Below are 24411 nucleotides of genomic sequence, written 5' to 3' on the forward strand. Positions count from 1 at the left end.
ACGGGACAGCTCATTCCAACTGCCGACATCCGCCGCGGCTCACCCTCACGACCGTGAGGAAAAACCGGCTTGAACAGCCGACAACTGCTCCAACCCGATAGTGGGGAACGATGTTCCCGCAGGCCAGGCAGATACCCGTCACGCCTGTACGCCGATGGCGAACGGGAGCCCGTCAAAACCGCGGGTCGCCCCGATCCACTAGGAAAGTCCTACCCTCCGGCGCCGACACTCCATGCCCCCGGCAGGGGTCGTCTCCGCTGAGGGCGAACACACTTGCGTCCCGAATCCGTCATTCCGGTCGCCGCTCCCCATTGCATTGCGTACCCGTCCGCAAGCGGCGCGTAACCCCGGCCGTCCGGTGGCGTTGATGCGGACATGGCCCACACCGTGCCGCTGCCCCGCGTCGCGCCCGAGGACGAGTACGCCCACTGGTACGAGCAGGTGCTCGGCTGGCCCGTGGTGGGCGGTCCGCCCGCCCAGCTGGCCACCGGGACGCTGTTCGACGTGCTGGAGGTGCCGGCCGACGCCGGGGTGCGGCTGCTGCACCGTGCCGTGGCCACCGGTCCGGTGGCGCGGATGGGGCGCAGGATGCGGTTCCTGGTCGCCGCGGGCAGTGCGGAGGAGCTCGACGGGCTCCTCGACTGGCTGGAATGGGGCGGGGTCGCCCTGGACCTGACCGCCCTGGGTGCGGGTGGCCGGATCACCGCCCCGGCGCCCCCCGGTCGGGGTGGCCACGGGGGTCCCGGCGGGCGGAGCGGCGCGGCCGGGGCGGTACGTCCCGGAGGGACCGCCGTGTGGCTGCGCCCCCCCGGTCCGGGATGCGAGGCGTCACTGCCCGGGCTGTCCTCGCGGGGCCCGGGGGCCGGGCCCGCCGCCGCGTCCGGCCTGGTGCGCCTGGTCGGCGCGGCGGCCACCGAGTGCCACCGGGCCCGCCTGGGGCGTACGGCGGCGCACTCGGCCGCTCGTACGGCCCCGCGGGCCGTGTCCGGTCGGGCTCAGCGGTTCTCGTAGGCCTCGCGGATCTCCGCCGGGACGCGGCCCCGGTCGTTGACGTTCAGGCCCTGGGCCTTGGCCCAGGCGCGGATCTCGGCGGTGTCCGGGTTGCCGGACGACGCGGCCGCACGGCCCTTGCCGCGGCCGGCGGCGGCCCGGCCACCGGTGCGGCGACCGCTCTTGGTGTACGGCTCCAGCAGACCGCGGAGCTTTTCCGCGTTGGCGGTGGTGAGGTCGATCTCGTAGGTCTTGCCATCCAGCGCGAACGTCACGGTCTCGTCCGCCTCGCCACCGTCGAGGTCGTCGACAAGAAGGACCTGAACCTTCTGTGCCACCGGATTTCCTTTCATCGAAAAAGCAGTACGCGGAAAGGAAACCGCTTTCTCGGGAAAAACACAAACCCCCCGGGAGAGGTTCAGGGGCGGAACAGGGCGGGAAACGTACGCGATTCGGACATAGGCCACAGGCGGGCGGCGCGCGGAAAAGCCGCGCACCCGATCACAGGTGCAGAAGCATCCGGCTGTTGCCCAAGGTGTTCGGCTTCACTCGTTCGAGGCCGAGGAACTCGGCGACGCCCTCGTCATAGGAACGCAGGAGCTCGGTGTAGACATCGGTGTCCACGGGGGTCTCGCCGATCTCGACGAAGCCGTGCTTGGCGAAGAACTCCACTTCGAAGGTCAGGCAGAATACCCGCCGCACCGCCAGCTCCCGGGCCGTCTGCAACAACCGGCCGAGCAGCTGGTGACCGACTCCCGCCCCCCGCAACTCGCGGTCGACCGCCAGAGTGCGCACCTCGGCGAGGTCTTCCCACATCACGTGAAGGGCGCCGCAGCCGACCACCGTGCCGTCGGAGTCCCGTTCCGCGACCCAGAACTCCTGGATGTCCTCGTAAAGCGTCACCGGTGCTTTGTCGAGCAGGATCCGGTCCTGCACGTACTGGTTCAGCAGCCGGCGCAGCGCCGGAACGTCCAAGGTGCGGGCGCGCCGGATCGTGACGGATTTTGCGTCCGCGCCAGGAGCGGGAACTCGCGCTTCGTCTTCCATGCCCGGACGCTATCGCCCCGCCCCGGGCGGCTCACCGCCGGAGTGCCCCTCCCCGGGCGGCTCCGCGGCCGGCGCCGGCTGCCCGGGCGGCCGTTCCTTGGGTTCCTGCTGCTCCTCGTCGCGCTGGACGAGGCGTACGGCGTCGCGCAGGGCCTCGCGCTGCTCCGGCGACATCATCCCGAAGAAGGCCACGAGGGCGGCGGCGGGGTTGTCACTGGTGGCCCAGGCTTCGTTCATCAGTGCGGCCGAGTAGGCGGCGCGGGTGGAGACCGCGGTATATCGATAGGCGCGGCCTTCGGCCTCCCGGCGGACCCAGCCCTTCTGATGAAGATTGTCCATTACGGTCATGACCGTCGTGTATGCGATGGACCGTTCCTGCTGGAGGTCCTCCAGCACTTCCCGAACAGTGACCGGGCGGTTCCACTGCCACACCCGCGTCATGACGGCGTCTTCGAGTTCTCCCAAGGGGCGAGGCACAACAGCACGATAGTGCGGGATGTCCGGGATTTCCCGGCCATCACCCCGGGGCGCACCACAAAAATCGGGCGCAGTCCCCGGAAGGGGCTGCGCCCGGCGTCCTAGTCCTTGGCCTGTCGGGCGCTCTCGGCGCGGGCGAGGGCGGCGTCGACCGCCGCGTCCTCCTTGGCCTTGTTGGCACCGCCCTGGCTCTTCACGATCGTCCTGACGATCGCGATGAAGAACACGGCCATCACGAAGGGGGGAACGAGCGCGGATACGTAGTCCATGGCCCCCAGCGTAGCTACCCGGCCGCGCGCCGGGCCGCCGGGGGCGGAGTGGGCTTGCGGCGCGGCGGGAACACCTCACCGGGCGTCGGGATCGGCCGCTCCGGGCGGGGCGCCGGTTCCCGCGGCGCCGGCTTCGCCGGCTGCTCGGGCGCGGCCTCCTCCCCCTCCTTGCCGGGCCCCTTCCGGCCGGTCTCCCGCGCGCGGAGGTCCTTCCCGCCGGCCAGGGCCGTCAGCCGGGCCCGCGGTACGGCGGCCACCGCGGGGCGGGTGTCCAGGGCCAGCCGGGCGCAGTGGTCCAGCAGGCCGGCCGCGGCGGCGTTGCCGCGCAGGGCCCGCAGGGCGGCCAGGTCCTCGGAGCAGGGCCGGTAGCCGGCGCGCAGGGCGTCCTGGAGCAGCTCCAGGTAGCCGTGGAGGCTTCCGGGCAGGGCCCGCCGGTAACGCCCGAGGTCCTCGGCCAGGAAGGCTCTGAGCCGGCCGGCCTCGCGTACGGCTTCGTCGACCGCCTGCGCCAGGCGCAGGCAGTCCTGGACGTCGGTGGCGGGCAGGGGGGCCGTGGAGGACTGGAGGGCGTGGGCGAGGGAGCGCCGGAGCACGTGCAGCTCCGCCGCGCTGAACGCCATACCGCCGCGGGATCCGTAGGGCGTGGGCATGGGGCGAAGATACGCGCTAATCGGACAAAATCCCCCTACGTCACCCGTCCCGGCGCGGCGTGTCACCCGTGGGGACGATTGACAGGAATCCCCGACAAATGGGGCAGATGCGGGCGTCGGGACCGCAGGCGGCTCACTCGACGCTGAACTCGTAGGCGATCTCGGAGCGGATGTCGGCCAGCACGATGTCGGCCGTCTCCACCGGCCGCCCCGCCCCGTCGTAGTACGTCCGCTCGATCTCGGTGATCAGGTCGCCGATGCTGATGCCGAGCAGGTTGGCCTGCGCCTGGGTGGCCCGCGCCGGACGCGGGACCTCGACCGCCGAGGCCACGTCGATCCCGATCGAGCGCATCCGCTCCACCACGCCCCGGCCCTGCTGGCGACCCAGCTCGGGCAGTTCGATCGGCGTGCCCTGGGTGAGGGCCATCGGCTCCCACGAGCGGGACAGCTGCACGGGGCGGCCGTCGGCCAGGTACTCGTAGTCGGTCAGGACGCACAGGTCGCCCGGCTCGATCGCGAGCCGGGCCGCGATCGCCTCCGGCGCCGGCACCCGGGCCTGCGAGCGGGACTCGCAGGAGGCCGCCTGCCCCTGCGCGGCGACCTCGGCGGCGAACGGGGCGCCCGCGCGGCCGGCCCGCCGCCGCGAGCGGACCAGGCGCAGCCGCTCGCGCGGCCGGCGCACGTAGGTGCCCGAGCCGGCGCGGCCCTCCAGGAAGCCTTCGATGATCAGCCGCTCCATGGCGCGCTGGGCGACGCTCTGCCCGACGGAGTACTCCTCGGCGAAGCGGGCACGGGAGGGCAGTTTCGCGCCGATCGGCCATTCTCCGGCCTCGATCCGGGCCCGGAGGGCGTCGGCCACCTGCAAGTACGCGTTCTCACGGGGCATTTGGGCCGTCCTGTCCCTACTCCAGCGGAGATTGACAAGCTAACCCATCAGGTTGAAGCTGAATGCTCAGCATTACGATGAGCGACAACGCGCTCACCGTGAGGGGGACCTGTGTGCTCCGCCGAGGCCCAAGCCGCCGCCCTGACCGCCCTGCTCGCCGCCGCGACCGGCAGTGAGCCGCGGCTGGAGGCGACGCGCGACCTGATCCGCATCGAGGCGGACCTCCCGACGGAACTGGGCCCGACCACGCACGCGGCCATCCTCCAGGCGCTCGCGCAGGGCGCCCGCTACGGCCACCAGCGGACCCACGGCGGTGCGGACACCGTCTGGGTCGAGATCGACAGGAGGTGAACGAGTGATCACAGCCGAATTCGCCACGAGCCCGACCGACGTCACCACGTGCGAAGCGTGCTGGAAGGAGCCGGTCCAGGCGGCCCGCATCACCCCACGCAGCCCCCACCGCGACCTGCTGTGCGCGTCCTGCGCGGAGCAGGGCTACCCGGTCCGGGTGGAGCTGTTCCCGCCGCTCGGCGTCTACCGGCTCACCTGGGCGACGGTGACCATGGACAAGCACCGCAACCCCGGCTACCCCGAGCCCCCGCCGAACCCGGGCCCGCCGCTGCCGAGCCCCCCGCCGGCCCCCACCCCGGGCCGCCCGCCCGTCTGACGGCCGCAGGGCCCCGGGCCGCCCCGGCGGCCCGGGGCCCTGCGATCCTGGAGCGGTGAAGGCGAGCCGGTTGCTCTCGATCCTGCTGCTGCTCCAGACCCGGGAGCGGATGACCGCCGAGGAACTCGCGCGGGAGCTGGAGGTCTCCGTACGGACCGTCTACCGAGACGTCGAGGCGCTGGCCGCGTCCGGGGTGCCCGTCTACGGCGACGCCGGGCACCGCGGGGGCTACCGGCTGCTGGAGGGGTACCGGACCCGGCTGACCGGGCTCAGCGCGGGCGAGGCCGAGGCGCTGTTCCTGACCGGGCTGCCCGGCCCGGCCGCCCAGCTCGGCCTCGGACCGGCGCTCGCCGCGGCCCAGTTGAAGCTGCGGGCGGCCCTGCCGGCCGCGCTGCGGGAGCAGGCCGACCGGATGCGGCGGCGGTTCCACCTGGACGCGCCCGGCTGGTACGCCGAGCACGTCGGCACCCCGTTCCTGGGCGAGGTCGCCGACGCCGTCTGGCACGGCCGGGAGATCGAGGTGCGCTACCGGCGGTGGAAGCAGCCGTTCGAGGTCGACCGCCGGCTCGCCCCCTACGGCCTCGTCCTCAAGGCGGGCCGCTGGTACCTGGTGGCACGCCCGGCGGGCGCGGAAGCGGCCGGACCCCGCACGTACCGGGTCGACCAGATCCTCGCCCTGACGACCACGCGGACCCCGGTGGACCTCCCCGAGGACTTCGACCTGGCCGCGCACTGGCGCGGCGCCCAGGCCGACTTCCACGCGCGGCTGCACCCCGAGGAGGTGCTGGTACGGCTCTCCCCCCGCGCGGCGGCGCAGCTCACGGGCGCCCAGGCCCGGGCCCTGGAGGCCACCGGACGCCCGGACCCCGACCACCCCGGCTGGACCCGCGCGACCCTCCCGGTCGAGTCCCACGCCCAGGCCCGGGCCCAGTTCCTGGCCCTGCCCGAGGACGCCGAAGTCCTGGGCCCCCCACCCCTGCGCGCCCAGATGCAGAAGGCAGCCCACACCCTGTCCACCCGCTACGGAACCCCGGGCCCCCGAAGCCCGGCCCCGGCGGGCGGCCGAGCGGGGCCAGACAGCCGACCGAGCGGGGCCGGGGGCGCAGGGTGGGGGTGTCCGGGACGTAAAGCGTGATTTGTGGCGTGGTCACTGCACGAGATGCGGAATCAGCCGGACCGCCATAAATCATGCAGTCCCGGACACCCCCACCCGGAGCCCCCGGCCCCCCGAAGCCCGGCCACGGCGGCCCCCGAAGCCCGGGCCCCGGCGGGCGGCCGAAGCCCGGCCACGGTGGGCGGCCGAAGCCCGGCCCCGGTGGGCGGCCGAGCGGGGGCACCCCCCGGGAGGCCTCAGTCGAAGTGCGGCGCGTTCCGCTCGTACACCAGGCGCAGCCCGATCAGCGTCAACCACGGCTCGTGGTCGTCGATGACCGAGGACTCGCCGAGCACCATCGGTGCGAGGCCACCCGTGGCGATGACGCGGACGTCGGCCGGGTCGCCGGCCGGGCCGACCAGCTCCCGGGCCATGCGGGCGGCCACGCCGTCGACCTGGCCGGCGAACCCGTAGACGACACCCGCCTGCATGGCCTCGACGGTGGACTTGCCGATGACGTTCCGCGGCCGGGCCAGCTCGATCTTGCGGAGCATCGCGCCGCGCATGCCGAGCGCCTCCATCGAGATCTCGATGCCCGGCGCGATGACGCCGCCGACGTACTCCCCGCGCGCCGACACGGCGTCGAACGTGGTCGCCGTGCCGAAGTCGACCACGATCGCCGGGCCGCCGTAGAGCTCGACGGCCGCGCACGCGTTGATGATGCGGTCGGCGCCGACCTCCTTGGGGTTGTCCGTCAGGATCGGCACCCCCGTCTTGACGCCCGGCTCGACCAGCACCGCCGGCACGTCGCCGTAGTACCGCCGGGTGACCTCGCGCAGCTCGTGCATGACCGCCGGCACGGTCGAGCAGATGGCGATGCCGTGGATGCCGTCGCCCAGCTCGCTGCCGAGCATCGGGTGCATGCCCATCAGGCCCTGCATCAGCACGGCCATCTCGTCGGCCGTGCGGCGCGGATCGGTCGACACCCGCCAGTGTTCGACGATCTCGTCGCCGTCGAACAGCCCCAGCACCGTCTGGCTGTTGCCCACGTCGATGGTCAGCAGCATGGGGTCACACCGCTTCGCGCAGGTCGAGGCCGATGTCCAGGATCGGCGAGGAGTGCGTGAGCGCGCCGACCGCCAGGTAGTCCACGCCGGTCTCCGCGTAGGCCCGGGCGGTCTCCAGGGTCAGCCGGCCGCTGGACTCCAGGGCGGCCCGCCCGGCGACCAGGGTCACGGCCTCCTCCGTCTCGGGGACGGTGAAGTTGTCCAGCAGGATCAGGTCCGCGCCGGCGTCGAGGACCTCCCGCACCTGGTGCATGGTGTCCACCTCGACCTCGATCGGCACCTCCGGGAACGCCTCCCGGACCGCCTTGAAGGCCTCGGCGACGCCGCCGGCGGCGACCACGTGGTTGTCCTTGACCAGCGCCGCGTCCGACAGCGACATCCGGTGGTTGACCCCGCCGCCGCAGCGGACCGCGTACTTCTCCAGGGAGCGCAGGCCCGGCGTGGTCTTGCGGGTGTCGCGCACCTTCGCCTTGGTGCCCTCCAGGACGTCGGCCCAGCGCCGCGTCGCGGTGGCGATGCCCGACAGGCGGCACAGGATGTTCAGCGCGCTGCGCTCGCCGGTCAGCAGGTCCCGGGTGCGGGCCGTCACCGACAGCAGCACCTGGCCGGCCTCGACCCGGTCGCCGTCCTCCGCGTGCCGCTCGACCTCGAACGCGTCGGCGCAGACCACCGACAGCACGGCCTCCGCGACCCGCAGGCCCGCCACCACACCGGCCTCGCGGGCGGTGAAGTCGGCCGTCGCGACGGCCTCTTCGGGCACGGTGGCCACGGTGGTGACGTCGACGCCGCCGTCGAGGTCCTCCGACAGCGCCATGTGCGCGATGTCCTCGACCTCGACCGGGTCCAGGCCCGCGTCCTGCAGCAGCTGGGCCAGCGCGGGGTCCAGGCCGCTCTCGTCGCCGCCGCAGGCGCAGTCGTCGCCGCAGCCGCCTTCGTCGTCGGGGTTGATGAGGGGAAGTTCGGTGCTCACGGTTCGGGTCACTGCTCCTGGCTCGGGGGGTGTACGGGCGGGAAGTCCGCGGTGTCGGTGGGGGTGACGACCAGGGCCCGGTGCTCGGTCTCCGACAGGCGCACCACGAGGTGCCGGCGCCATCCGTCGTCGTCCCGGCCGGGGTGGTCCTCGCGCCAGTGGCAGCCGCGGGTCTCCTCGCGGCGCAGGGCCGCCGCGACCAGCACCCGGGCCACGCACAGCAGGTTGGTCGCCTCCCAGGTGTCCACCCCCGGCACGGCCGTCTTGCCCTGGGCCTCCAGTTCGCCGAGGGCGTCCGCGTACAGCGCCTCCAGGGCGTCGGCGGCGGCGCGCAGCGACTCGGCCGAGCGGAGCACGCCCGCGCCCTGGGTCATGATGCGCTGGACCTCGTAGCGGGCCTCGGCGGGCTGCAGCGGGCCGGTGGCGGGCACGGGTATGCCGGGGCCGTTGCCGCGCGGCGGCCGGGCCACGATGTCGGCGGCGATCCGCTCGGCGAAGACCAGGCCCTCCAGCAGGGAGTTGGAGGCGAGCCGGTTGGCGCCGTGCACCCCGGTGCAGGCGACCTCGCCGCACGCGTACAGGCCGGGCACGGTGGTGCGGCCGTGCAGGTCCGTCCGGACGCCGCCGCTGGCGTAGTGCGCGGCCGGCGCGACCGGGATCGGCTCGGTGACCGGGTCGATGCCGTGGGCGCGGCAGGCGGCCAGGATGGTGGGGAAGCGCTGCTCCCACATCGGTGCGCCGAAGTGCCGCGCGTCCAGGTACATGTGCTGGGCGCCCTGCTCCTGCATGCGGCGCATGATGCCCTTGGCGACGATGTCCCGCGGGGCCAGCTCGGCGAGTTCGTGCTGCCCGAGCATGAACCGGACGCCGTCGGCGTCGACCAGGTGGGCGCCCTCGCCGCGGACCGCTTCCGACACCAGCGGCTGCTGGCCCTCGGCGTCGGGGCCGAGGAAGAGCACGGTCGGGTGGAACTGGACGAACTCCAGGTCGGAGACCTCGGCCCCGGCGCGCAGCGCCAGCGCGACGCCGTCGCCGGTGGAGACGGAGGGGTTGGTGGTGGCGGAGAACACCTGGCCCATGCCGCCGGTCGCCAGGATCACGGCGGGCGCGTGCACGGCACCGACGCCGTCGTGCTGGCCCTCGCCCATGACGTGCAGGGTGACACCGGCCGTGCGGCCCTCGGCGTCCTGGAGCAGGTCCAGCACCAGCGCGTTCTCGACGGTCTCGATGCCGGCCGCCTGCACCGCCTCGACCAGGGCGCGGCTGATCTCTGCGCCGGTCGCGTCGCCGCCGGCGTGCGCGATGCGGCGGCGGTGGTGGCCGCCCTCGCGGGTCAGCTCGATCTCGCCGGTCTCGGCGGAGGTGTCGAAGACCGCGCCGGTGTCGATGAGCCGGCGCACCGCGTCCGGGCCCTCGGTGACCAGCAGCCGCACGGCGTGCTCGTCGCACAGGCCGGCGCCGGCCACCAAGGTGTCGGCCAGGTGCTGTTCGGGGGTGTCGCCCTCGCCGAGGGCGGCGGCGATGCCGCCCTGCGCCCAGCGGGTGGAGCCGTCGTCGAGCCGGGCCTTGGTGACCACGACCGTACGGCGGCCGGCGGCGGCGCAGCGCAGCGCGGCGGTCAGGCCCGCGACGCCGGAGCCGACGACCACGACGTCCGCCTCCAGGGCCCAGCCGGGGGCGGGCGCGTGGAGGCGTATGCCGGTGCCGCCGGTGCCGGCCGCACCGGCGCGGGGGCCGGGGGCGCCGGCGGTGCCGGTGCCCGTGCCCGTGCCGGACGGGCCTGTGCCTGGGGTGCTCACGAGTGTGCTCCGAACTCCAATGGGATGTTGTCGATCAGCCGGGTCGTGCCGACCCGCGCGGCGACGGCCAGGACCGCCGAGCCGGCGAAGTCGGGACCGACGTCGGTGAAGTCCGCGGGGTCGACCAGCGCCAGGTAGTCCAGCTCCAGCGGCGGCTGCGCCCGCCCGGCCTGCTCCAGCACCTGCCGGGCGGCGGCCCGTACGGCGTCGGCCAGGCCGGTGCGGGCCACCGACACCGCGTGGGCGTCGGCGGAGGCCCGGGCCTCGCCGAGCTTGGCCAGACCGGTGGCCCGGTCCTCCCCGGCGGGCGCGGCGACGGCCTCGGCGCGGGCCAGCAGCGCGGCCTGCGCGGCGAGCCGGTCCCGGCCCGCGAACAGCGCCCGCGACAGGGCCAGGGCGGTACGGCGCTCGGCGTCGGAGAGGTAGCGGTTGCGGCTGGACAGGGCCAGCCCGTCGGCCTCGCGCACGGTCGGTACGCCGACCACCTCGACGGGGAAGTTGAGGTCGGTGACCATGCGGCGGATCAGGGCGAGCTGCTGGGCGTCCTTCTGCCCGAAGAAGGCGACGTCGGGCCGGGTGAGGTGGAGCAGCTTGGCGACCACGGTGAGCATGCCGTCGAAGTGGCCGGGGCGGGTGGCGCCTTCCAGGCGCTCGCCCATCGGACCGGCGGTGACGCGCACCTGGGGGTCGCCGCCCGGGTAGACCTCCTCGACGGACGGCGCGAACACGGCGTCCGCGCCGGCCCGCTCGGCCAGCACGAGGTCGGCCTGCAGGGTCCGCGGGTAGCGGTCGAGGTCCTCGTTCGGCCCGAACTGCAAGGGGTTGACGAAGACCGTGACGACGACCTGACCGGTGGCGCCGGCGCGCTCGCGCGCGGTGCGGATCAAGGTGGCGTGGCCCTCGTGCAGCGCACCCATGGTCATCACGACGCAGCGGGGCCCGGCGCCGCCGCGCGGCAGGCGGTGCAGCTCGTCGGCGGTGGACAGCAGCAGGTCGGTCATCGTCCCTCTTCCTCCGGGCCGTCGGCTCCGTCGACCCCGTCGACCCGGCCGGTCGCGTCGGTCGCGTCGGTCACGGGGGTGCCGTCGGCGAGCACGCCGAGCAGGTCTTCGGCCAGTTCCGGCTTGAGCAGGCCGTGGGCCAGGGCGCGGTCGGCCGTCGTACGGGCCATGGCCAGGTACCCCGCGACCGTGCCGGGGGCGTGCTTGCGCAGCTCCGCCACGTGCGCGGCGACCGTGCCGGCGTCGCCGCGTGCGACCGGGCCGGTCAGGGCGGCGTCGCCGGAGCGCAGGGCGTTGTCCAGGGCCGCGCCGAGCAGCGGGCCGAGCATCCGGTCCGGGTGCTCCACCCCGGCCGTGCGCAGCAGCTCCATGGCCTGGGCCACCAGGGTGACCAGGTGGTTCGCGCCCAGGGCCAGGGCCGCGTGGTAGAGCGGGCGGGCGGCCTCGGCGATCCACTCGGGCTCGCCGCCCATCTCGATCACGAGGGCCTCGGCGGCCAGCCGCAGCTCGTCGGGGGCGGTCACGCCGAAGGAGCACCCGGCCAGCCGCTGGACGTCGACCATGGTGCCGGTGAAGGTCATCGCGGGGTGCAGCGCGAGCGGCAGCGCCCCGGCCCGCCGGGCGGGGTCCAGCACGGCGGTCCCGTACCGCCCGGAGGTGTGCACCAGCAGCTGCCCGGGCCGCACCGCCCCGGTGTCGGCGAGGCCCTGCACCAGCCCCGGCAGCGCGTCGTCGGGCACGGTCAGCAGCACCAGGTCGGACATCTGGAGCACCTGCGACGGCGGCACGAGCGGCACGTCGGGCAGCATCTCCTGGGCCCGGCGCACGGACGTGTCGGAGACGCCCGAGACCGCGACGGGCCGGTGCCCGGCGAGCTGGAGCGCGCGGGCGAGCGCGGGACCGACGCGACCTGCGCCGACGACGCCTACGGCGAGCCGGGCGGGGCGCGGCTGCTGGGTGGGATTCACGCGGGGAGTGCCTTCCGTTCCAGTCCGCGGGGGGTACCGGACGATACGTCGCCATGCTAGCCCTGTGGCCCTGACCGCGTGTCCCGGGCCATGATCGGCCCATGAGCGACACGGACGAGCACGTAGAGGAAGACCGGACCGTCGAGGAACCGCAGGAGCGCGACCCGCAGGAGCGCGAGCTGGCGGCCTGGCGCGGGGCGCGCCGCCGGCTCTCGCGGGCCGCGAAGGAACCGACCGTCGGGGAACTGCTCGCCTCCCTGACCACCCCCGACCCGGACGAGCCGGCCGACGTCTACGGCGACGGGGTCGTGGCCCGGCTGGAGGAGCGGGTCGCCGAACTCCTGGGCACGGAGGCGGCGGCGTACTTCCCCTCCGGGACCATGGCCCAGCAGGTCGCCCTGCGCTGCTGGGCGGGCCGGACCGGGAACCCGGTGGTGGCCCTGCACCCGATGAGCCACCCCGAGCGCTGGGAGGGCGGGGCCCTGACCACGGTGGCCGGGCTGCGCACCGTCCATCCCACCGACGAGAGCCGCCAGCCCACCGCCGACGAGGTACGGGAACTGCCCGAGCCCTTCGGCACCCTCATGGTCGAGCTCCCGCTGCGCGACCCCGGCTTCCTGCTGCCCTCCTGGGAGGAGCTGTGCGCCCTGGTCGAGGCCGCCCGTGAGCGGGACGCCGTCGTCCACTTCGACGGGGCCCGGCTGTGGGAGACCACCGTCCACTTCGGCCGCCCGCTGGCGGAGATCGCCGGCCTGGCCGACAGCGTCTACGTGTCCTTCTACAAGTCGCTGGGCGGCCTGAGCGGAGCCGTGCTGGCCGGTTCCGCCTCACTGGTCGCCGAGGCCCGGCAGTGGCGGCTGCGCTACGGCGGCCGGGTCTTCCGCCAGTTCCCGCAGGCCCTGTCGGCGCTGGCCGGGCTGGAGCGGGAGCTGCCGAAGCTGCCGTCGTACGTCGAGCACGCCAAGGTCGTCGCCGCGGCGCTCGGCGACGGCTTCGGGGCCTCGGCGGTGCCGTGGTTCCGGATCAACCCGGAGGTGCCCCAGACCCACCAGTTCCAGGTCTGGCTGCCGTACGGGGCCGAGGCGCTGACGGAGGCGGCGGTGCGGCAGGCGGAGGAGACCGGCACCTGCCTGTTCCGGCGCTGGTGGCCGGACGGCCCGCCGGGGATGTCGATGACCGAGCTGACGATCACCGAGGAGGCGCTGTCGTGGACGGCGCCGGACGTGCACAAGGCGGTCGCGGACTACGTCGCGTTCCTGACGGAGGCGGGGGCGCAGGCGTAGGCCGGGCGGGGGTGTCGGCCCTGGCGCGGGCGGGGGCGTAGGCCGGGCGGGGGCTTCGGCCCTGGCGAGGGCGAGGGCGGGGGCGTAGGCGCGGGCCGGGTCCCGGCCGGGCTACGCCCCGCCCCGGGCCAGGAGCCGGTGCAGGGCCGCCCGCCACGGGTGGTGCGCGGACCGTCCCTCCAGGACGGCGTGGAACTGCTCGTAGCAGCGGGCGGCCCGCACCGCGGCGACGTCGTCGCGGCCGGGCGGCGGCGGGGGCGGGCCGCCGTGCTGGGCGGTCCGGTAGGTGTCGATGAGGTACTGCTCGATCGCGGTCATGCCTCCACCCTGGACCCGTCGGCCCGGACCCGCGCGACGATTGACGGCCACCGTCAATCGCCGCCCGCAGGTCACGCCCGCCACCCCCGCCGTGACCTGCGGCGACCCCGTCCCGGGAGGGCCAGTCGGCCGACCCCGGACCGCGCACCGGTGGTCAGGGTGCCGACAATGTCCGCATGAGCGTGAGCATCGACATCGCCGGGCTGCCCCGGGAGCGGATCACCTTCTCCCCGTCCCCGCTGGCGGAGCTCTGCATGACCTTGCACGCGCTGTCGCAACCGGCCCACCACCCGGGGCTGCAGTCCTGGACCACCGCCACCTCCGCCGCCCTCGACCCGTGCCTCGCGGACCGGCTGCTGGAGGCGGACTTCATGTGGCGCAGCTCGTTCGCCGACATCTTCATGCCGTTCGCGGGCGTACCCGGCGGTCCCGGGGTGCCCGGCGCCACGCTGGCCGAGGAACTCGACCTGCTGGACCGGATGGACGACGAGCGGTTCGTGATGGCCGCCCTGGAGCACTGCTGGCTGGCGCTCTACGACGAGGGCGGCGGCCCGTCCCCGCTGAAGGACCCCGCCGCGCGGGCCAAGGCGCTGGAGACGGCCGCCGCCCGCGGTCCGCGCCAACTGGACTTCTCCATACGGCTGCTGGACGACACCGCACGGGTCCGGGTCTGGCTGCGCGAGCTGCTGCAGGAGTGCGACGAGGCGTTCTTCGCCGCGACGTGGCGCCGGATCGAGCCGCGGCAGAGCGCCGACGCCCGCCACAAGACCGAGGTGCTGCGCCGCAAGGGCCTGCCGGCGGTGCTGGCGGAGGTGTCGGGCGCGCTCGGCGTGGACGCGGCCGAGACCCGGATCACCGTCGACAAGATGGTCGACGGCACGGCCACCGCCGTCGATCCGACCGTCGGCCCCGGGCTGGTCTTCATACCCACCCATTTCGGCTGGCCGCACCTGCTGGTGCTGCACGCCCCCGGCTGGCGCCCGGTCGTGCACTACCCGCTGTCCTCGCCCGAACTGGCCCCCGGCCCCGGCTCGGTGGAACTGCTCCAGCGCCGCATGGAGGCCCTCGCGCACCCGATGCGGATGCGGCTGTGCCGGAGCCTGGCCCGGGCCCCGTACACGACGAGCGAGCTGGCGACCGTCCACGGGGTGACCGCACCGGAGGTGTCCCGGCACCTGACGGTGCTGCGCAAGGCGGGGCTGCTGCACACGCAGCGCCAAGGGCGCTATGTGCAACATCAGTTGGATCTGTCCGCGGTCGCCCGGATCGGTGCGGATTTCATCGAGGGAATCCTGCGCTGACCTGCGGCGGACCCGGTTCGCGGCACCGATATACGGAATTCATAAACCGGAATCAGCGAAAACTCTGGCCAGAGTGGCGGTTCGCTGCTTAACGTGCGTCCACCGCTGGCCCGCACGACTGTCGTCCCGTCGTTCTGTCGTCCGTCGTCCTGTCGTCCCGCCGTTGTGTCGTCCCCTCGATTCCGTCGTTCCGTCGTTCCGTCGTTCGTTCGCCTGTCCGTCTGCCTGCGTGAAAGGACCTTCATGCCCTCTCGCCGTATAGCCGCAGTCGCCGCCCTGGCCGCCACGGCACTCGTCTCGCCGCTGCTCCTGGCCGGTCCGGCCGGTGCCACCAGCCCGCAGAGCGACGCCGCGCGCGCGGACGCGCTGGCCCGCAAGCTGGTCAAGGACTCCACCGGCAAGGGGGCGTACAACCACCTCAAGGCGTTCCAGTCCATCGCCGATTACAACGGCGGTACGCGGGTCGCCGGTTCCAAGGGCCACGAGCAGTCGGCCCAGTACGTCTCGCAGGTGCTGAAGGCGGCCGGTTACGAGGTCTCCCGGCACGAATTCGACTTCGTGTACGTCGAGACGATCGCGGAGAAGCTGGCGGTGCACGGCGCCGCGCAGCGGGACGTCCCGATCAATCTGATGACGTACACCGCGAGCGGCCCTGAGGGCGGCGTGACCGCGAACGTCGCCGTGGCCCCGGTGGACGCGGACGGCACCAACGGCTGCGAGCCCGGCGACTTCTCGGCGGGCACGTTCACCGGCCGGATCGCGCTGATCAAGCGGGGCGGCTGCACCTTCGCGGTCAAGCAGCAGAACGCGGCGGCCGCCGGCGCGGTCGGCGCGGTGATCTACAACAACACCGCGGGCGCCCTCAACGGCACCCTCGGCGACCCGGCGTCCGGCAAGATCCCCACCGGTGGCATCACCCAGGAGGACGGCGAGAAGCTGGCGGCCGAGGCCGCGGCGGGCCCGGTCTCGGTGACCCTGGACATCCGCGAGCTGCGGGAGAACCGCAAGACGTACAACGTGATCGCCGAGACCAAGGGCGGCGACGCCGACAACACCGTCTTCCTGGGCGCGCACCTGGACTCCGTCGCGGCCGGTCCCGGCATCAACGACAACGGCTCCGGCTCGGCGGGCATCCTCCAGGTCGCGCAGCGGCTGGCGGGCGACCAGAAGAAGATCAAGAACAAGGTGAAGTTCGCCTGGTGGTCGGCGGAGGAGTTCGGCCTGCTCGGCTCCGAGGCGTACGTCGCCTCGCTGACCGACGAGCAGAAGAAGCAGATCAAGCTCTACCTGAACTTCGACATGATCGCCTCGCCGAACGCGGCGTACTTCGTCTACGACGGCGACGACTCCGACGGCGTGGGCGCGGGCCCCGGCCCGGCCGGCTCCGCCCAGCTGGAGAAGGGCATCACCGACTTCCTGGACTCGAAGAACATCCCGCACGAGGGCACGGACTTCACCGGGCGCTCGGACTACGGCCCGTTCATCGAGGTCGGCATCCCGTCGGGCGGCACCTTCACCGGCGCCGAGGGCATCAAGACGCCCGCGCAGGCGGCGAAGTTCGGCGGCCAGGCGGGCGTCGCCTACGACGTGAACTACCACGGCGCCGGTGACACCCTGGCGAACATCGACCAGAAGGCCCTGGACATCAACGTGGACGTGATCGCGAACGCGGTCGGCCACTACGCCTGGGACCTGGCCCCGCTGACCGCCCCGGTCGAGTCCCACCCGACGGACGGCTCCGCCGGCAGCGGGGGCGGCCTCCACGACGGCCACGACCACGTGACGCAGTAACCGGCCCGGCCCACGGCCCCGGCGTCCCGGACCTTCCGGGGGACCGGGGCCCCGCCGTGTCCGGCGCCGGGTGGTGCCGGTGGTGCCGGTGGTGCCGCGGTCAGGGGACGGGGCGGGGTGCCGCGAGGGCCTCGCGCAGCGGGAGGGGCAGGGGCACCGCCACCGGTTGGAGGAGCCAGAGGAAGTCGCCGAGGCCGCCGCGGGCCCTCAGCTCGGCCGCCTCCCCGGCCGCCGCCAGGGCCCGCACGTACGCCGCCGGATCGGTCGAGGCCAGGGCCAGCGGCGGCCGCCCCCCGGACACCCCGAGCGCCCCCAGCGCCTCGCGCTGGCTCACGAGCACCGCGGCCCCGGCCGCCGCGGTCCCGGCCCCCGCCGGACCGTCGGCCGCCCCGGTCCCGGCCGCCGCCGCGGCCTCGGCGCCCGCCGCCGCGCACGCGTCCAGGGCCACGTGCGCCGTCACGTCGCAGCTTCCGTCCGGTACGGGCGCCACCTCCCGGCCCGCCCGGAAGCCGGTCAAGGTCCCGTCCGCCGGCCGCCGCCCGGCGACGTGCGCGTAGTCCACCGCGACCGCCAGCCCCGCCCGGACCGTCCCCACCGCCGCCGCCCAGGCCTCGTCCCGGGGGCGGCCGATCTCCGCCCGGCCCGGGCCGGGCCACCAGCGGGTCAGCCAGGCGCGGTCGGCCGGCGACAGCGGGCCGCCGCGCGACTGGGCACCGTCCCGGTCGACCAGCACGTACCGGCCGTCCTCCGCCACGTCCAGCGGCACGTTGTCGAGCCACTCGTTCGCGAAGAGCAGCCCCCGCACCCCGGCCGGCGGCTGCGCCGTCCACCGGATCCGCTCGTCCAGGCCCGCCGGCCGGGCCGCACGTTCCACCGCGTACGCCCGTACCCGCCGCGCCACCGGCGCCGGCAGCGCGGCCAGCACCCCGGTCAGCAGTTCCCCGCGGCCGGCCCCGACGTCGACCAGGTCCAGCTCCTCCGGGCGGCCGAGCGCCTCGTCCACCTGGAGCAGGAGCCGCGCCACCGCGCCCGCGTACAGCGGGGACGCATGCACCGACGTGCGGAAATGCCCGGCCGGGCCGGGTCCGCCGGGGCGGACGTAGAAGCCGTCGGGGCCGTACAGGGCCCTCTCCACGGCCGTGCGCCACCGCACCGGCCCACCGGCCCCCACCCGCTCCGCCTGATCGCTCACCCCACCAAGGCTAAGGTCGCCCTCCACCTTGCGGAGTACGCCCCCGCGGCACGGATCGCCCCTGTGGTTGACTCCAGCACCTATCCCCTTTGCCTACTCTGGGTTACGTGCAGCGCCTCTACGACTTCCTCCGCAGACACCCCACGGGCGTCGACAGCTTCTGGGCTGCGATGCTCGTGGGGATCACCATGCTGGAGGTGGTCGAGAGCGCTTCCACCACCCCCCACCGGCTGCTCGCCGTCCCCTCGGTCCTCGCCCTCGGCCTGGTCGTCGCCCTGCGCCGCAGGTGGACGGTCCCGATGTTCTGGGTGGCGCTGGGCACCGGGCTCTACCAGCTGCTCGCGGGCGTCGAGGTCCACTCCGCCGACTGCGCCATGCTGGTCATCCTCTTCACCGTGGCCTCCGCCGCCGACGTCCCGCGCCGGCTGTCCCGCTTCGCCCTGGTCTCGGGGCTGGCGGCGGCCCCGCTGTACGGACTCCGCTTCGGCTTCGACAAGAGCACGACCGACTCCACGCAGAACGTCCTGTTCGCCCTCTTCCTGATGGTCCCCTTCGCCCTCGCCTGGGTGCTGGGCGACTCGCTGCGCACCCGGCGGGCGTACTACGCCCAGCTGGTCGAGCGGAACCAGCGGCTGGAGAAGGAGCGCGAGGCACAGGCCAAGGTCGCCGTCGCCGCCGAGCGGGCGCGCATCGCCCGCGAACTGCACGACGTGGTCGCGCACAACGTCTCCGTCATGGTCGTCCAGGCCGACGGCGCCGCCTACGTCATGGACGTGGCCCCCGAGCAGGCCAAGGAGGCCCTCCAGACCATCTCCGGCACCGGCCGCCAGGCGCTCGCCGAGATGCGCCGCCTGCTGGGCGTGCTGCGCACCGGCGAGCCGCAGGAGTCCGAGGACTACGTCCCCCAGCCCGACGTCGAGCAGATCGAGGTGCTCGTCGAGCAGGTCCGCGCCGCCGGGCTGGCCGTGGACTTCGAGGTCGAGGGCGCGCCGCGGCAGCTGCCCAGCGGGGTCGAGCTGACCGCGTACCGGATCGTCCAGGAGGCCCTGACCAACACCCGCAAGCACGGGGGCCCGGACGCGAAGGCGAGCGTCCGCCTGGTGTACTTCGACGACGGGCTCGGCCTGCTGGTCGAGGACGACGGGCGGGGCGCGGCACACGAGTTGTACGAGGACGGCGGCGCCGACGGCGCCGGTCACGGCCTGATCGGCATGCGGGAGCGGGTCGGTATGGTCGGCGGGACCCTGGAGGCGGGGCCACGGCCGGGCGGTGGCTTCCGGATCAGCGCGCTGCTGCCGCTGAAGAAGAGATGAGGTCGAGGTAGCCGATGTCCATCCGAGTGATGCTCGTAGACGACCAGGTGCTGTTGCGCACCGGCTTCCGCATGGTGCTCGCGGCCCAGCCGGACATGGAGGTGGTCGCCGAGGCCGGCGACGGCCTGGAGGCCCTGGAGGTGCTGCGCGCGACGAAGGTCGACGTGGTCCTGATGGACGTGCGCATGCCGAGGCTCGACGGGGTCGAGGCGACGCGGCGCATCTGCGAGCCCGAGGAGCACCCGAAGGTCATCATCCTGACCACCTTCGACCTGGACGAGTACGCGTTCTCCGGCCTGAAGGCCGGTGCCAGCGGCTTCATGCTCAAGGACGTGCCGCCGGCGGAGCTGCTGGGCGCGATCCGCTCGGTGCACAGCGGCGACGCGGTGGTCGCCCCGTCCACCACGCGGCGCCTGCTGGACCGCTTCGCCCCGATGCTCCCCACGACCACGGCGGAGCCGCAGCACAAGGAACTGGAACGGCTGACCGACCGCGAGCGCGAGGTGATGCTCCTCGTCGCGCAGGGCCTGTCGAACGGCGAGATCGCCGCCCGCCTCGTCCTGTCGGAAGCCACGGTCAAGACCCACGTGGGCCGCATCCTGACCAAACTGGACCTGCGCGACCGCGTCCAGGTGGTCGTCCTGGCCTACGAGACGGGCATGGTCCGGGCGGGCAGCCAGCCGGGCACCTGACCGCCGCTCCCGCCCCCACCGCGCCTGGAGGAAACCATGGCCGACCTCACCGAAGGCCATCAATTCCCGTGACGTGCTCAGGGTGGTGGAGGTCGTCTCCCGGACGAACTTCCTCACCGGCATCCGGGACAAGCTGCACGACTACCTGCACGACCACCCGAAGATGGGTGCCCCGCTGTACGTGATCGGGGACCCCCGCAAGGACCGCAGGACCGTCACCGTGCACAGCGACCCCTCCCGGGGGCCCGACGGCATCCGCTACCGCAAGGAGGTCCCCTACGCCTTCGGGGACACGGTCACCGCCGGGCCGTGGACGCTGGAGACCGGCAGCCGCAAGAGCTACCCCGTCGGCTGGTGACCCCCGTTCCGTCCGGGCCTCAGGTCATCCAGCGGTCCGGGCGGGACGTGGCGCGGCCGGTCCGGGAGCGGGTGGCCTGGGCCGCGAGGAGGGCGTGGGCCTGCGGGGCGGGCCGCAGCCGCGCGGTGACCGTGCCGTCCGCGCCCGTGTCCACGTGGACGTCGGCCACGCCGCGGGCGCGTTCCCAGGGTCCCTGGGTCAGCCGGACGCTCTGGACCTTGGCGTGCGGGACGATCTCCGTACGGCGGCACAGCCGGCCCTTGCGGGCCGCGAAGACCTGCGGCGAGACGGCCAGGCCGTAGCCCTTCCACCACACCGGCACCACCCAGCGGGCGCCCCGGCGCGGGGACGGCGCGAAGGCGAGCGCCGTCAGGTCCACGCCCGGGAGCACCCGGGCGACCACCGCGTACGCCTCCTGCCGCGCGGCGACCGGCACCAGGACGTCGTTCTTCGAGCCGGCCACCGCCAGCTCCACCCGGACCCAGTCCCGGCGCCGCCACAGCAGCGGCTCGACGATCCGCACGCTCTGCACCCGGCCCGGCGGGACCGTCTCGTGCGCCCGGTCCAGCAGCCCGTGGTCCAGCCGCAGCCCGTCGGGCGACTCCTCGACCGTCCAGTCGTACTCGGCCAGGAACCGGCCGCCGCTGGCGGCCCACGCACCGCCCAGCATCGGCAGCAGCAGGGCCAGGCCCGCGATCAGGTTGTCGCTGGCCCGCCATACGATCAGCGCTCCGGCCAGGCCGCCGGTCAGCGCCGCCCACACGCCCAGGCTCAGCAGCAGCGAGGTCGCCAGCCGGCCGCCGGGCACCCGCAGCAGCGCCCGACCCGGCGCCTCGCCCACCCGGGCCGCCTCCGCCGGGGCGAAACCGGCGGCGCGCGCCAGGAGTTCGGCGCGCAGGTCCTGGGCCACGCGTTCGCCGAGGAAGGCCAGCTCGTCCTTCTCCTCGGTACCGATGACGTCCAGCTTGAGCTTGGCCACGCCGGTCAGCCGGGCCAGCAGCGGCCGGGTGACATCCACGGCCTGGAGCCGGTCCAGCCGGATGTGCGCGGTGCGCCGGAAGATCAGGCCGGTCCGGATCCGCAGCTCCGTGTCGGTGACGGCGTAGGAGGTGAAGCGCCAGCTCAGGAAGCCGTACAGGGAGGCCGCCACCAGCACCGCGACCAGGATCAGCGTGCCGAGGCCGGTGCCCGCGTCGCGGGCCCACTCCTGCGCCCGGTCGGCCTGCTGGCCGAGCACACCGATCCCGGCGCCGATCGGCACCCAGGCGCGGCGCAGCGGGGTGAAGGGGTGCAGCCGCCGCTCCACGACGGGCGCCCCCGGATCGGCCGCCCCCGGCCCGGCCGATCCGGGTCCGACCGGCTCCGGCCCGGCCGACTCCGGCCCGGCCGGTCCCGCGGGCTCCACCGGCCCCACCGGCCCCACCGGCCCCACCGCCCCCGGCTCGCCCCCCGTCACAGCCCGGCCGACCTTGCCTCGCCGAGCTCCGTCAGCCGGTCCCGCAGCCGTTCGGCCTCGGCCGGGGCCAGCCCCGGGATCTTGGCGTCGGTCGCCGCCGCGGCCGTGTGCAGCTGGACGGAGGCCAGCGCGAAGCGCCGCTCCAGCGGGCCGGAGGTCACCTCGACCAGCTGCATCCGCCCGTACGGCACCACGGTCTGCTCGTGCCACAGCACACCCCGGCTGATCAGCAGGTCGTCGGCGCGTTCGGCGTAGCGCCACGAGCGCCAGTTGCGGCCGAGCAGCCACCAGCCCCAGACCAGCACCGCCCCCCACACCAGCCCGGTCGCGGCCCACGCCGGGCCGATCAGCAGGCCCGCGAGGACCGCCGTCGCCACCGCCAGCACCGTCATCCATATGACCAGCAGCAGCCGGCGCAGGGTGAGCAGCCGGCCGGGCAGTCCCACCCAGCGCGGCTCCTGCGTCCCGCTCTGCGCCGCAGACGTCGTCCCCGTATCCATTCCTCCAGCCTAGGGCTGAGACACTGGGCGCATGACGGAGACCACGGTCGGCATCGGCGGCGCGGCGGAGAGCACGGACATGGTGCTCAACATCGGGCCCCAGCACCCTTCCACGCACGGCGTGCTGCGCCTGAAGCTCGTCCTCGACGGCGAGCGCATCCGCAGCGCCGAACCCGTTGTCGGCTACATGCACCGGGGCGCCGAGAAACTCTTCGAGGCCCGGGACTACCGGCAGATCGTCATGCTCGCCAACCGCCACGACTGGCTGTCGGCCTTCTCCAACGAACTCGGCGTGGTCATGGCCGTCGAGCGGATGCTCGGCATGGAGGTGCCCGAGCGGGCCGTGTGGATGCGCACCCTGCTCGCCGAGCTCAACCGGGTGCTCAACCACCTGATGTTCCTGGGGTCGTACCCCCTCGAACTGGGTGGAATCACCCCGATCTTCCACGCCTTCCGCGAGCGGGAGGACCTCCAGGCGGTCATGGAGGAGATCTCCGGCGGGCGGATGCACTACATGTTCAACCGCGTCGGCGGCCTCAAGGAGGACCTGCCGGCGGGCTGGCTCGGCCGGGCCCGGGCCGCCGTCGCCGAGTGCCGCTCGCGGATGGACGTCTACGACAAGCTGGTGCACGGGAACGAGATCTTCCGCGGCCGGACCCGCGGCGTCGGCGTGCTGTCGGCCGAGGCCGTCCACGCGTACGGGGTCTCCGGCCCGATCGCCCGCGCCTCGGGCGTCGACTTCGACCTGCGCCGGGACGAGCCGTACCTGGCGTACGGCGACCTCCAGGACGTCCTGGAGGTCGTCACCCGCTCCGAGGGCGACTGCCTGGCCCGCTTCGAGTGCCTGCTCGACCAGACCCACAACGCCCTCGACCTGGCGGACGCCTGCCTGGACCGGATGGCCGAGCTGCCGCCGGGGCCGGTCAACCAGCGGCTGCCGAAGGTGCTCAAGGCGCCGGAGGGCCACACGTACGCCTGGACCGAGAACCCGCTCGGCATCAACGGCTACTACCTGGTCTCCAAGGGCGAGAAGACGCCGTACCGGCTGAAGCTGCGCTCGGCGTCGTTCAACAACATCCAGGTGCTGACCGAGCTGCTGCCCGGCACGCTGGTCGCGGACATGGTGGCGATCCTCGGCTCGATGTTCTTCGTGGTCGGCGACATCGACAAGTAGTCGCGGGCTGCGGGCGTCGCGGCGTCCGCCGGGCCGGGCCCGCCTAGGGTGCGGCCATGACCTCGGCGACGCCCTCCCTGGCCCCTGCCCCGTCCGCCGCCCTGCCCGCCGCCGTGGCGGCGGGCTATCTGCGGCGGCTCGGCATCACCGGGCCGCCGGGGGCGGCGGCGCAGGCCATCGGGGCGGGGCAGGCGCTCGGGGCGGGGCAGGCGCTCGGGCCGGGCCAGGCGCTCGGGTCGGCGCAGGTGCTCGGTTCGGCGCCCTCGGCCGCCGGGCTGTTCGCCCTCCACCGGGCCCACCTGGAGCGGGTACCGTACGAGAACCTCGACATCCAGCTCGGCCGGCCGCCGGCCATCGACCCGGAGCTGTCCGCCCGCCGCTTCGCCGCCGGCCGCGGCGGCTACTGCTTCCACCTCAACGGCGCCTTCGCCGCCCTGCTGGAGACCCTCGGCTACGACGTGACCCGGCACATCGGCGGGGTCTGCCACGACGTGGCCGACCGCGAGGTGGGCGGCAACCACCTCGTCCTCACCGTCCGGGTCGAGGGCACGGCGTACTTCGTCGACACCGGGCTCGGCGACGGCCCCTACGAGCCGCTGCCGCTGCGCGCGGGCACGTACGCGCAAGGGGCGTTCACGTACCGCATGGAGCCGCTGCCCTCGGGCGGGGGCTGGACCTTCCTCAACGAGGCCGGCCCCAACCCGGCGGTCAACTTCCGCTCCGCGCCCGCGACCATGGCCGACTTCGCGGCCGAGCACGCGCGGCTGTCCACCGACGCGGACTCCACCTTCGTCCGCACCCTCGCGGTGCTCCGCCGCGACGCCCACGGCATCGACGTCCTGCGCGGCCGGACCCTGAGCCGCACCGACCCGGTCAACGGCGACACCACCCGCGAACTGACCACGCCCGAGGCCTTCTTCCAGGCCCTCACCACGGTCTTCGGCTGCACCCTGGACGACCTGTCCCCGGCGGACCGCGCCCTGCTGTGGGAACGCGCGGGCAGCTGCCCGGCCCGCGGCGCCTGCTGAGGCGCCCCCCGTCAGGAGATGGCCGAGCGGAGCGGGGTCACGTTCAGCGGCTCGGTCTCGTCGTGGGCCGTCAGGTCGATGACCTGGCCCTCCGACTCCCCGCCCGCGGGCTCCGGCGCCG

General features: G+C 74.2%; 27 protein-coding genes. 12 read left to right on the forward strand and 15 right to left on the reverse strand.

Features of this window, described 5'->3' with window-relative positions; genetic code table 11:
- Positions 1-375: 375 nt before the first annotated feature.
- Positions 376-1011: an SCO3374 family protein gene (locus tag LG632_RS11575; protein WP_226726884.1), complete on the forward strand. Its 636-nt coding sequence runs from the start codon at positions 376-378 to the stop codon at positions 1009-1011.
- Here the strand turns inward: LG632_RS11575 and LG632_RS11580 are convergent.
- The 6 genes from LG632_RS11580 to LG632_RS11605 form a co-directional block, all read right to left on the reverse strand.
- The gene (locus tag LG632_RS11580; RefSeq protein ID WP_226726885.1) at positions 996-1328 is read right to left on the reverse strand and encodes a histone-like nucleoid-structuring protein Lsr2; all 333 of its coding nucleotides are present in this window, start codon (positions 1326-1328) and stop codon (positions 996-998) included. The genes LG632_RS11575 and LG632_RS11580 overlap by 16 nt on opposite strands.
- 163 nt (positions 1329-1491) lie before the next feature.
- Entirely contained in the window at positions 1492-2037 is a 546-nt protein-coding gene (locus LG632_RS11585) for an amino-acid N-acetyltransferase (RefSeq protein WP_226726886.1), read from the reverse strand.
- A gap of 9 nt (positions 2038-2046) precedes the next feature.
- Positions 2047-2514, reverse strand: coding sequence for a BlaI/MecI/CopY family transcriptional regulator (locus tag LG632_RS11590; RefSeq protein ID WP_226726887.1), 468 nt, complete (start codon positions 2512-2514; stop codon positions 2047-2049).
- Between the two features lie 101 nt (positions 2515-2615).
- Positions 2616-2783: a hypothetical protein gene (locus tag LG632_RS11595; RefSeq protein ID WP_226726888.1), complete on the reverse strand. Its 168-nt coding sequence runs from the start codon at positions 2781-2783 to the stop codon at positions 2616-2618.
- A 14-nt stretch (positions 2784-2797) separates the two neighbouring features.
- Positions 2798-3433, reverse strand: a complete 636-nt coding sequence (locus tag LG632_RS11600) for a hypothetical protein (protein WP_226726889.1) — start codon at positions 3431-3433, stop codon at positions 2798-2800.
- Between the two features lie 133 nt (positions 3434-3566).
- The gene (locus tag LG632_RS11605; RefSeq protein ID WP_226726890.1) at positions 3567-4319 is read right to left on the reverse strand and encodes a GntR family transcriptional regulator; all 753 of its coding nucleotides are present in this window, start codon (positions 4317-4319) and stop codon (positions 3567-3569) included.
- 111 nt (positions 4320-4430) lie between these two features.
- On the opposite strand from LG632_RS11605, the gene LG632_RS11610 reads away from it, so the two are divergent.
- The 3 genes from LG632_RS11610 to LG632_RS11620 are packed head-to-tail and all read left to right on the forward strand — an operon-like array spanning position 4431 to position 6121.
- Positions 4431-4670: a hypothetical protein gene (locus LG632_RS11610; RefSeq protein WP_226726891.1), complete on the forward strand. Its 240-nt coding sequence runs from the start codon at positions 4431-4433 to the stop codon at positions 4668-4670.
- Between the two features lie 4 nt (positions 4671-4674).
- Positions 4675-4986 (forward strand): hypothetical protein, encoded by a 312-nt coding sequence (locus LG632_RS11615; protein ID WP_226726892.1) that lies wholly within the window; start codon positions 4675-4677, stop codon positions 4984-4986.
- 55 nt (positions 4987-5041) lie between these two features.
- Positions 5042-6121 (forward strand): helix-turn-helix transcriptional regulator, encoded by a 1080-nt coding sequence (locus LG632_RS11620; protein WP_226726893.1) that lies wholly within the window; start codon positions 5042-5044, stop codon positions 6119-6121.
- A gap of 215 nt (positions 6122-6336) precedes the next feature.
- Here LG632_RS11620 and LG632_RS11625 read toward each other — a convergent pair whose 3' ends face one another.
- The 5 genes from LG632_RS11625 to LG632_RS11645 form a co-directional block, all read right to left on the reverse strand.
- Positions 6337-7146, reverse strand: a complete 810-nt coding sequence (locus LG632_RS11625; RefSeq protein WP_226726894.1) for a type III pantothenate kinase — start codon at positions 7144-7146, stop codon at positions 6337-6339.
- Between the two features lie 4 nt (positions 7147-7150).
- Entirely contained in the window at positions 7151-8116 is a 966-nt protein-coding gene (gene nadC / locus LG632_RS11630; RefSeq protein ID WP_226726895.1) for a carboxylating nicotinate-nucleotide diphosphorylase, read from the reverse strand.
- An 8-nt stretch (positions 8117-8124) separates the two neighbouring features.
- Positions 8125-9813, reverse strand: a complete 1689-nt coding sequence (locus LG632_RS11635) for an L-aspartate oxidase (RefSeq protein WP_226726914.1) — start codon at positions 9811-9813, stop codon at positions 8125-8127.
- Positions 9814-9911: 98 nt separating this feature from the next.
- A complete protein-coding gene (gene panC / locus LG632_RS11640; protein ID WP_226726896.1) occupies positions 9912-10916 on the reverse strand; it encodes a pantoate--beta-alanine ligase in 1005 nt (334 codons plus the stop codon).
- Entirely contained in the window at positions 10913-11884 is a 972-nt protein-coding gene (locus tag LG632_RS11645; protein WP_226726897.1) for a Rossmann-like and DUF2520 domain-containing protein, read from the reverse strand. The genes panC and LG632_RS11645 overlap by 4 nt, the downstream gene beginning before the upstream one ends.
- A gap of 101 nt (positions 11885-11985) precedes the next feature.
- Between LG632_RS11645 and LG632_RS11650 the strand changes: the two genes are divergently transcribed.
- Positions 11986-13167 (forward strand): threonine aldolase family protein, encoded by a 1182-nt coding sequence (locus LG632_RS11650; protein WP_226726898.1) that lies wholly within the window; start codon positions 11986-11988, stop codon positions 13165-13167.
- Positions 13168-13278: 111 nt separating this feature from the next.
- Here the strand turns inward: LG632_RS11650 and LG632_RS11655 are convergent, their stop codons facing one another.
- Complete coding sequence (locus LG632_RS11655; RefSeq protein ID WP_226726900.1) at positions 13279-13485, reverse strand: hypothetical protein; 207 nt, start codon at positions 13483-13485, stop codon at positions 13279-13281.
- A 176-nt stretch (positions 13486-13661) separates the two neighbouring features.
- Here LG632_RS11655 and LG632_RS11660 point away from each other — a divergent pair, with 176 nt between their 5' ends.
- Both LG632_RS11660 and LG632_RS11665 read left to right on the forward strand, forming a co-directional pair.
- Positions 13662-14786, forward strand: a complete 1125-nt coding sequence (locus LG632_RS11660) for a DUF5937 family protein (protein ID WP_226726901.1) — start codon at positions 13662-13664, stop codon at positions 14784-14786.
- A gap of 243 nt (positions 14787-15029) precedes the next feature.
- The gene (locus tag LG632_RS11665; protein WP_226726902.1) at positions 15030-16577 is read left to right on the forward strand and encodes a M28 family metallopeptidase; all 1548 of its coding nucleotides are present in this window, start codon (positions 15030-15032) and stop codon (positions 16575-16577) included.
- Positions 16578-16677: 100 nt separating this feature from the next.
- On the opposite strand, the gene LG632_RS11670 is transcribed toward LG632_RS11665, so the two are convergent.
- Positions 16678-17769 (reverse strand): SAM-dependent methyltransferase, encoded by a 1092-nt coding sequence (locus LG632_RS11670; RefSeq protein ID WP_226726904.1) that lies wholly within the window; start codon positions 17767-17769, stop codon positions 16678-16680.
- A gap of 107 nt (positions 17770-17876) precedes the next feature.
- Here LG632_RS11670 and LG632_RS11675 point away from each other — a divergent pair, with 107 nt between their 5' ends.
- The 3 genes from LG632_RS11675 to LG632_RS11685 all read left to right on the forward strand — a co-directional run bounded on the left by LG632_RS11675 (position 17877) and on the right by LG632_RS11685 (position 20132).
- Positions 17877-19082 carry a sensor histidine kinase gene (locus LG632_RS11675; RefSeq protein ID WP_226726906.1) on the forward strand — a complete coding sequence of 402 codons (1206 nt, stop codon included), beginning with the start codon at positions 17877-17879 and terminating at the stop codon, positions 19080-19082.
- Positions 19083-19096: 14 nt separating this feature from the next.
- Positions 19097-19774 (forward strand): response regulator transcription factor, encoded by a 678-nt coding sequence (locus LG632_RS11680; protein ID WP_226726907.1) that lies wholly within the window; start codon positions 19097-19099, stop codon positions 19772-19774.
- Positions 19775-19847: 73 nt separating this feature from the next.
- Positions 19848-20132, forward strand: coding sequence for a Uma2 family endonuclease (locus LG632_RS11685; protein WP_226726908.1), 285 nt, complete (start codon positions 19848-19850; stop codon positions 20130-20132).
- A 19-nt stretch (positions 20133-20151) separates the two neighbouring features.
- On the opposite strand, the gene LG632_RS11690 is transcribed toward LG632_RS11685, so the two are convergent.
- A complete protein-coding gene (locus LG632_RS11690; RefSeq protein ID WP_226726909.1) occupies positions 20152-21588 on the reverse strand; it encodes a PH domain-containing protein in 1437 nt (478 codons plus the stop codon).
- Entirely contained in the window at positions 21585-22088 is a 504-nt protein-coding gene (locus LG632_RS11695; protein ID WP_226726910.1) for a PH domain-containing protein, read from the reverse strand. Before LG632_RS11695 ends, LG632_RS11690 begins: the two co-directional genes overlap by 4 nt.
- A 31-nt stretch (positions 22089-22119) precedes the next feature.
- On the opposite strand from LG632_RS11695, the gene LG632_RS11700 reads away from it, so the two are divergent.
- Together LG632_RS11700 and LG632_RS11705 are read left to right on the forward strand one after the other, a co-directional pair.
- Entirely contained in the window at positions 22120-23262 is a 1143-nt protein-coding gene (locus tag LG632_RS11700) for an NADH-quinone oxidoreductase subunit D (protein WP_226726911.1), read from the forward strand.
- A gap of 56 nt (positions 23263-23318) precedes the next feature.
- Positions 23319-24290, forward strand: a complete 972-nt coding sequence (locus LG632_RS11705) for an arylamine N-acetyltransferase family protein (RefSeq protein WP_226726912.1) — start codon at positions 23319-23321, stop codon at positions 24288-24290.
- Positions 24291-24411: the final 121 nt, after the last annotated feature.

The sequence above is a fragment of the Streptomyces antimicrobicus genome (assembly GCF_020532625.1).
In the GTDB taxonomy this organism is placed as follows: domain Bacteria; phylum Actinomycetota; class Actinomycetes; order Streptomycetales; family Streptomycetaceae; genus Streptomyces; species Streptomyces antimicrobicus.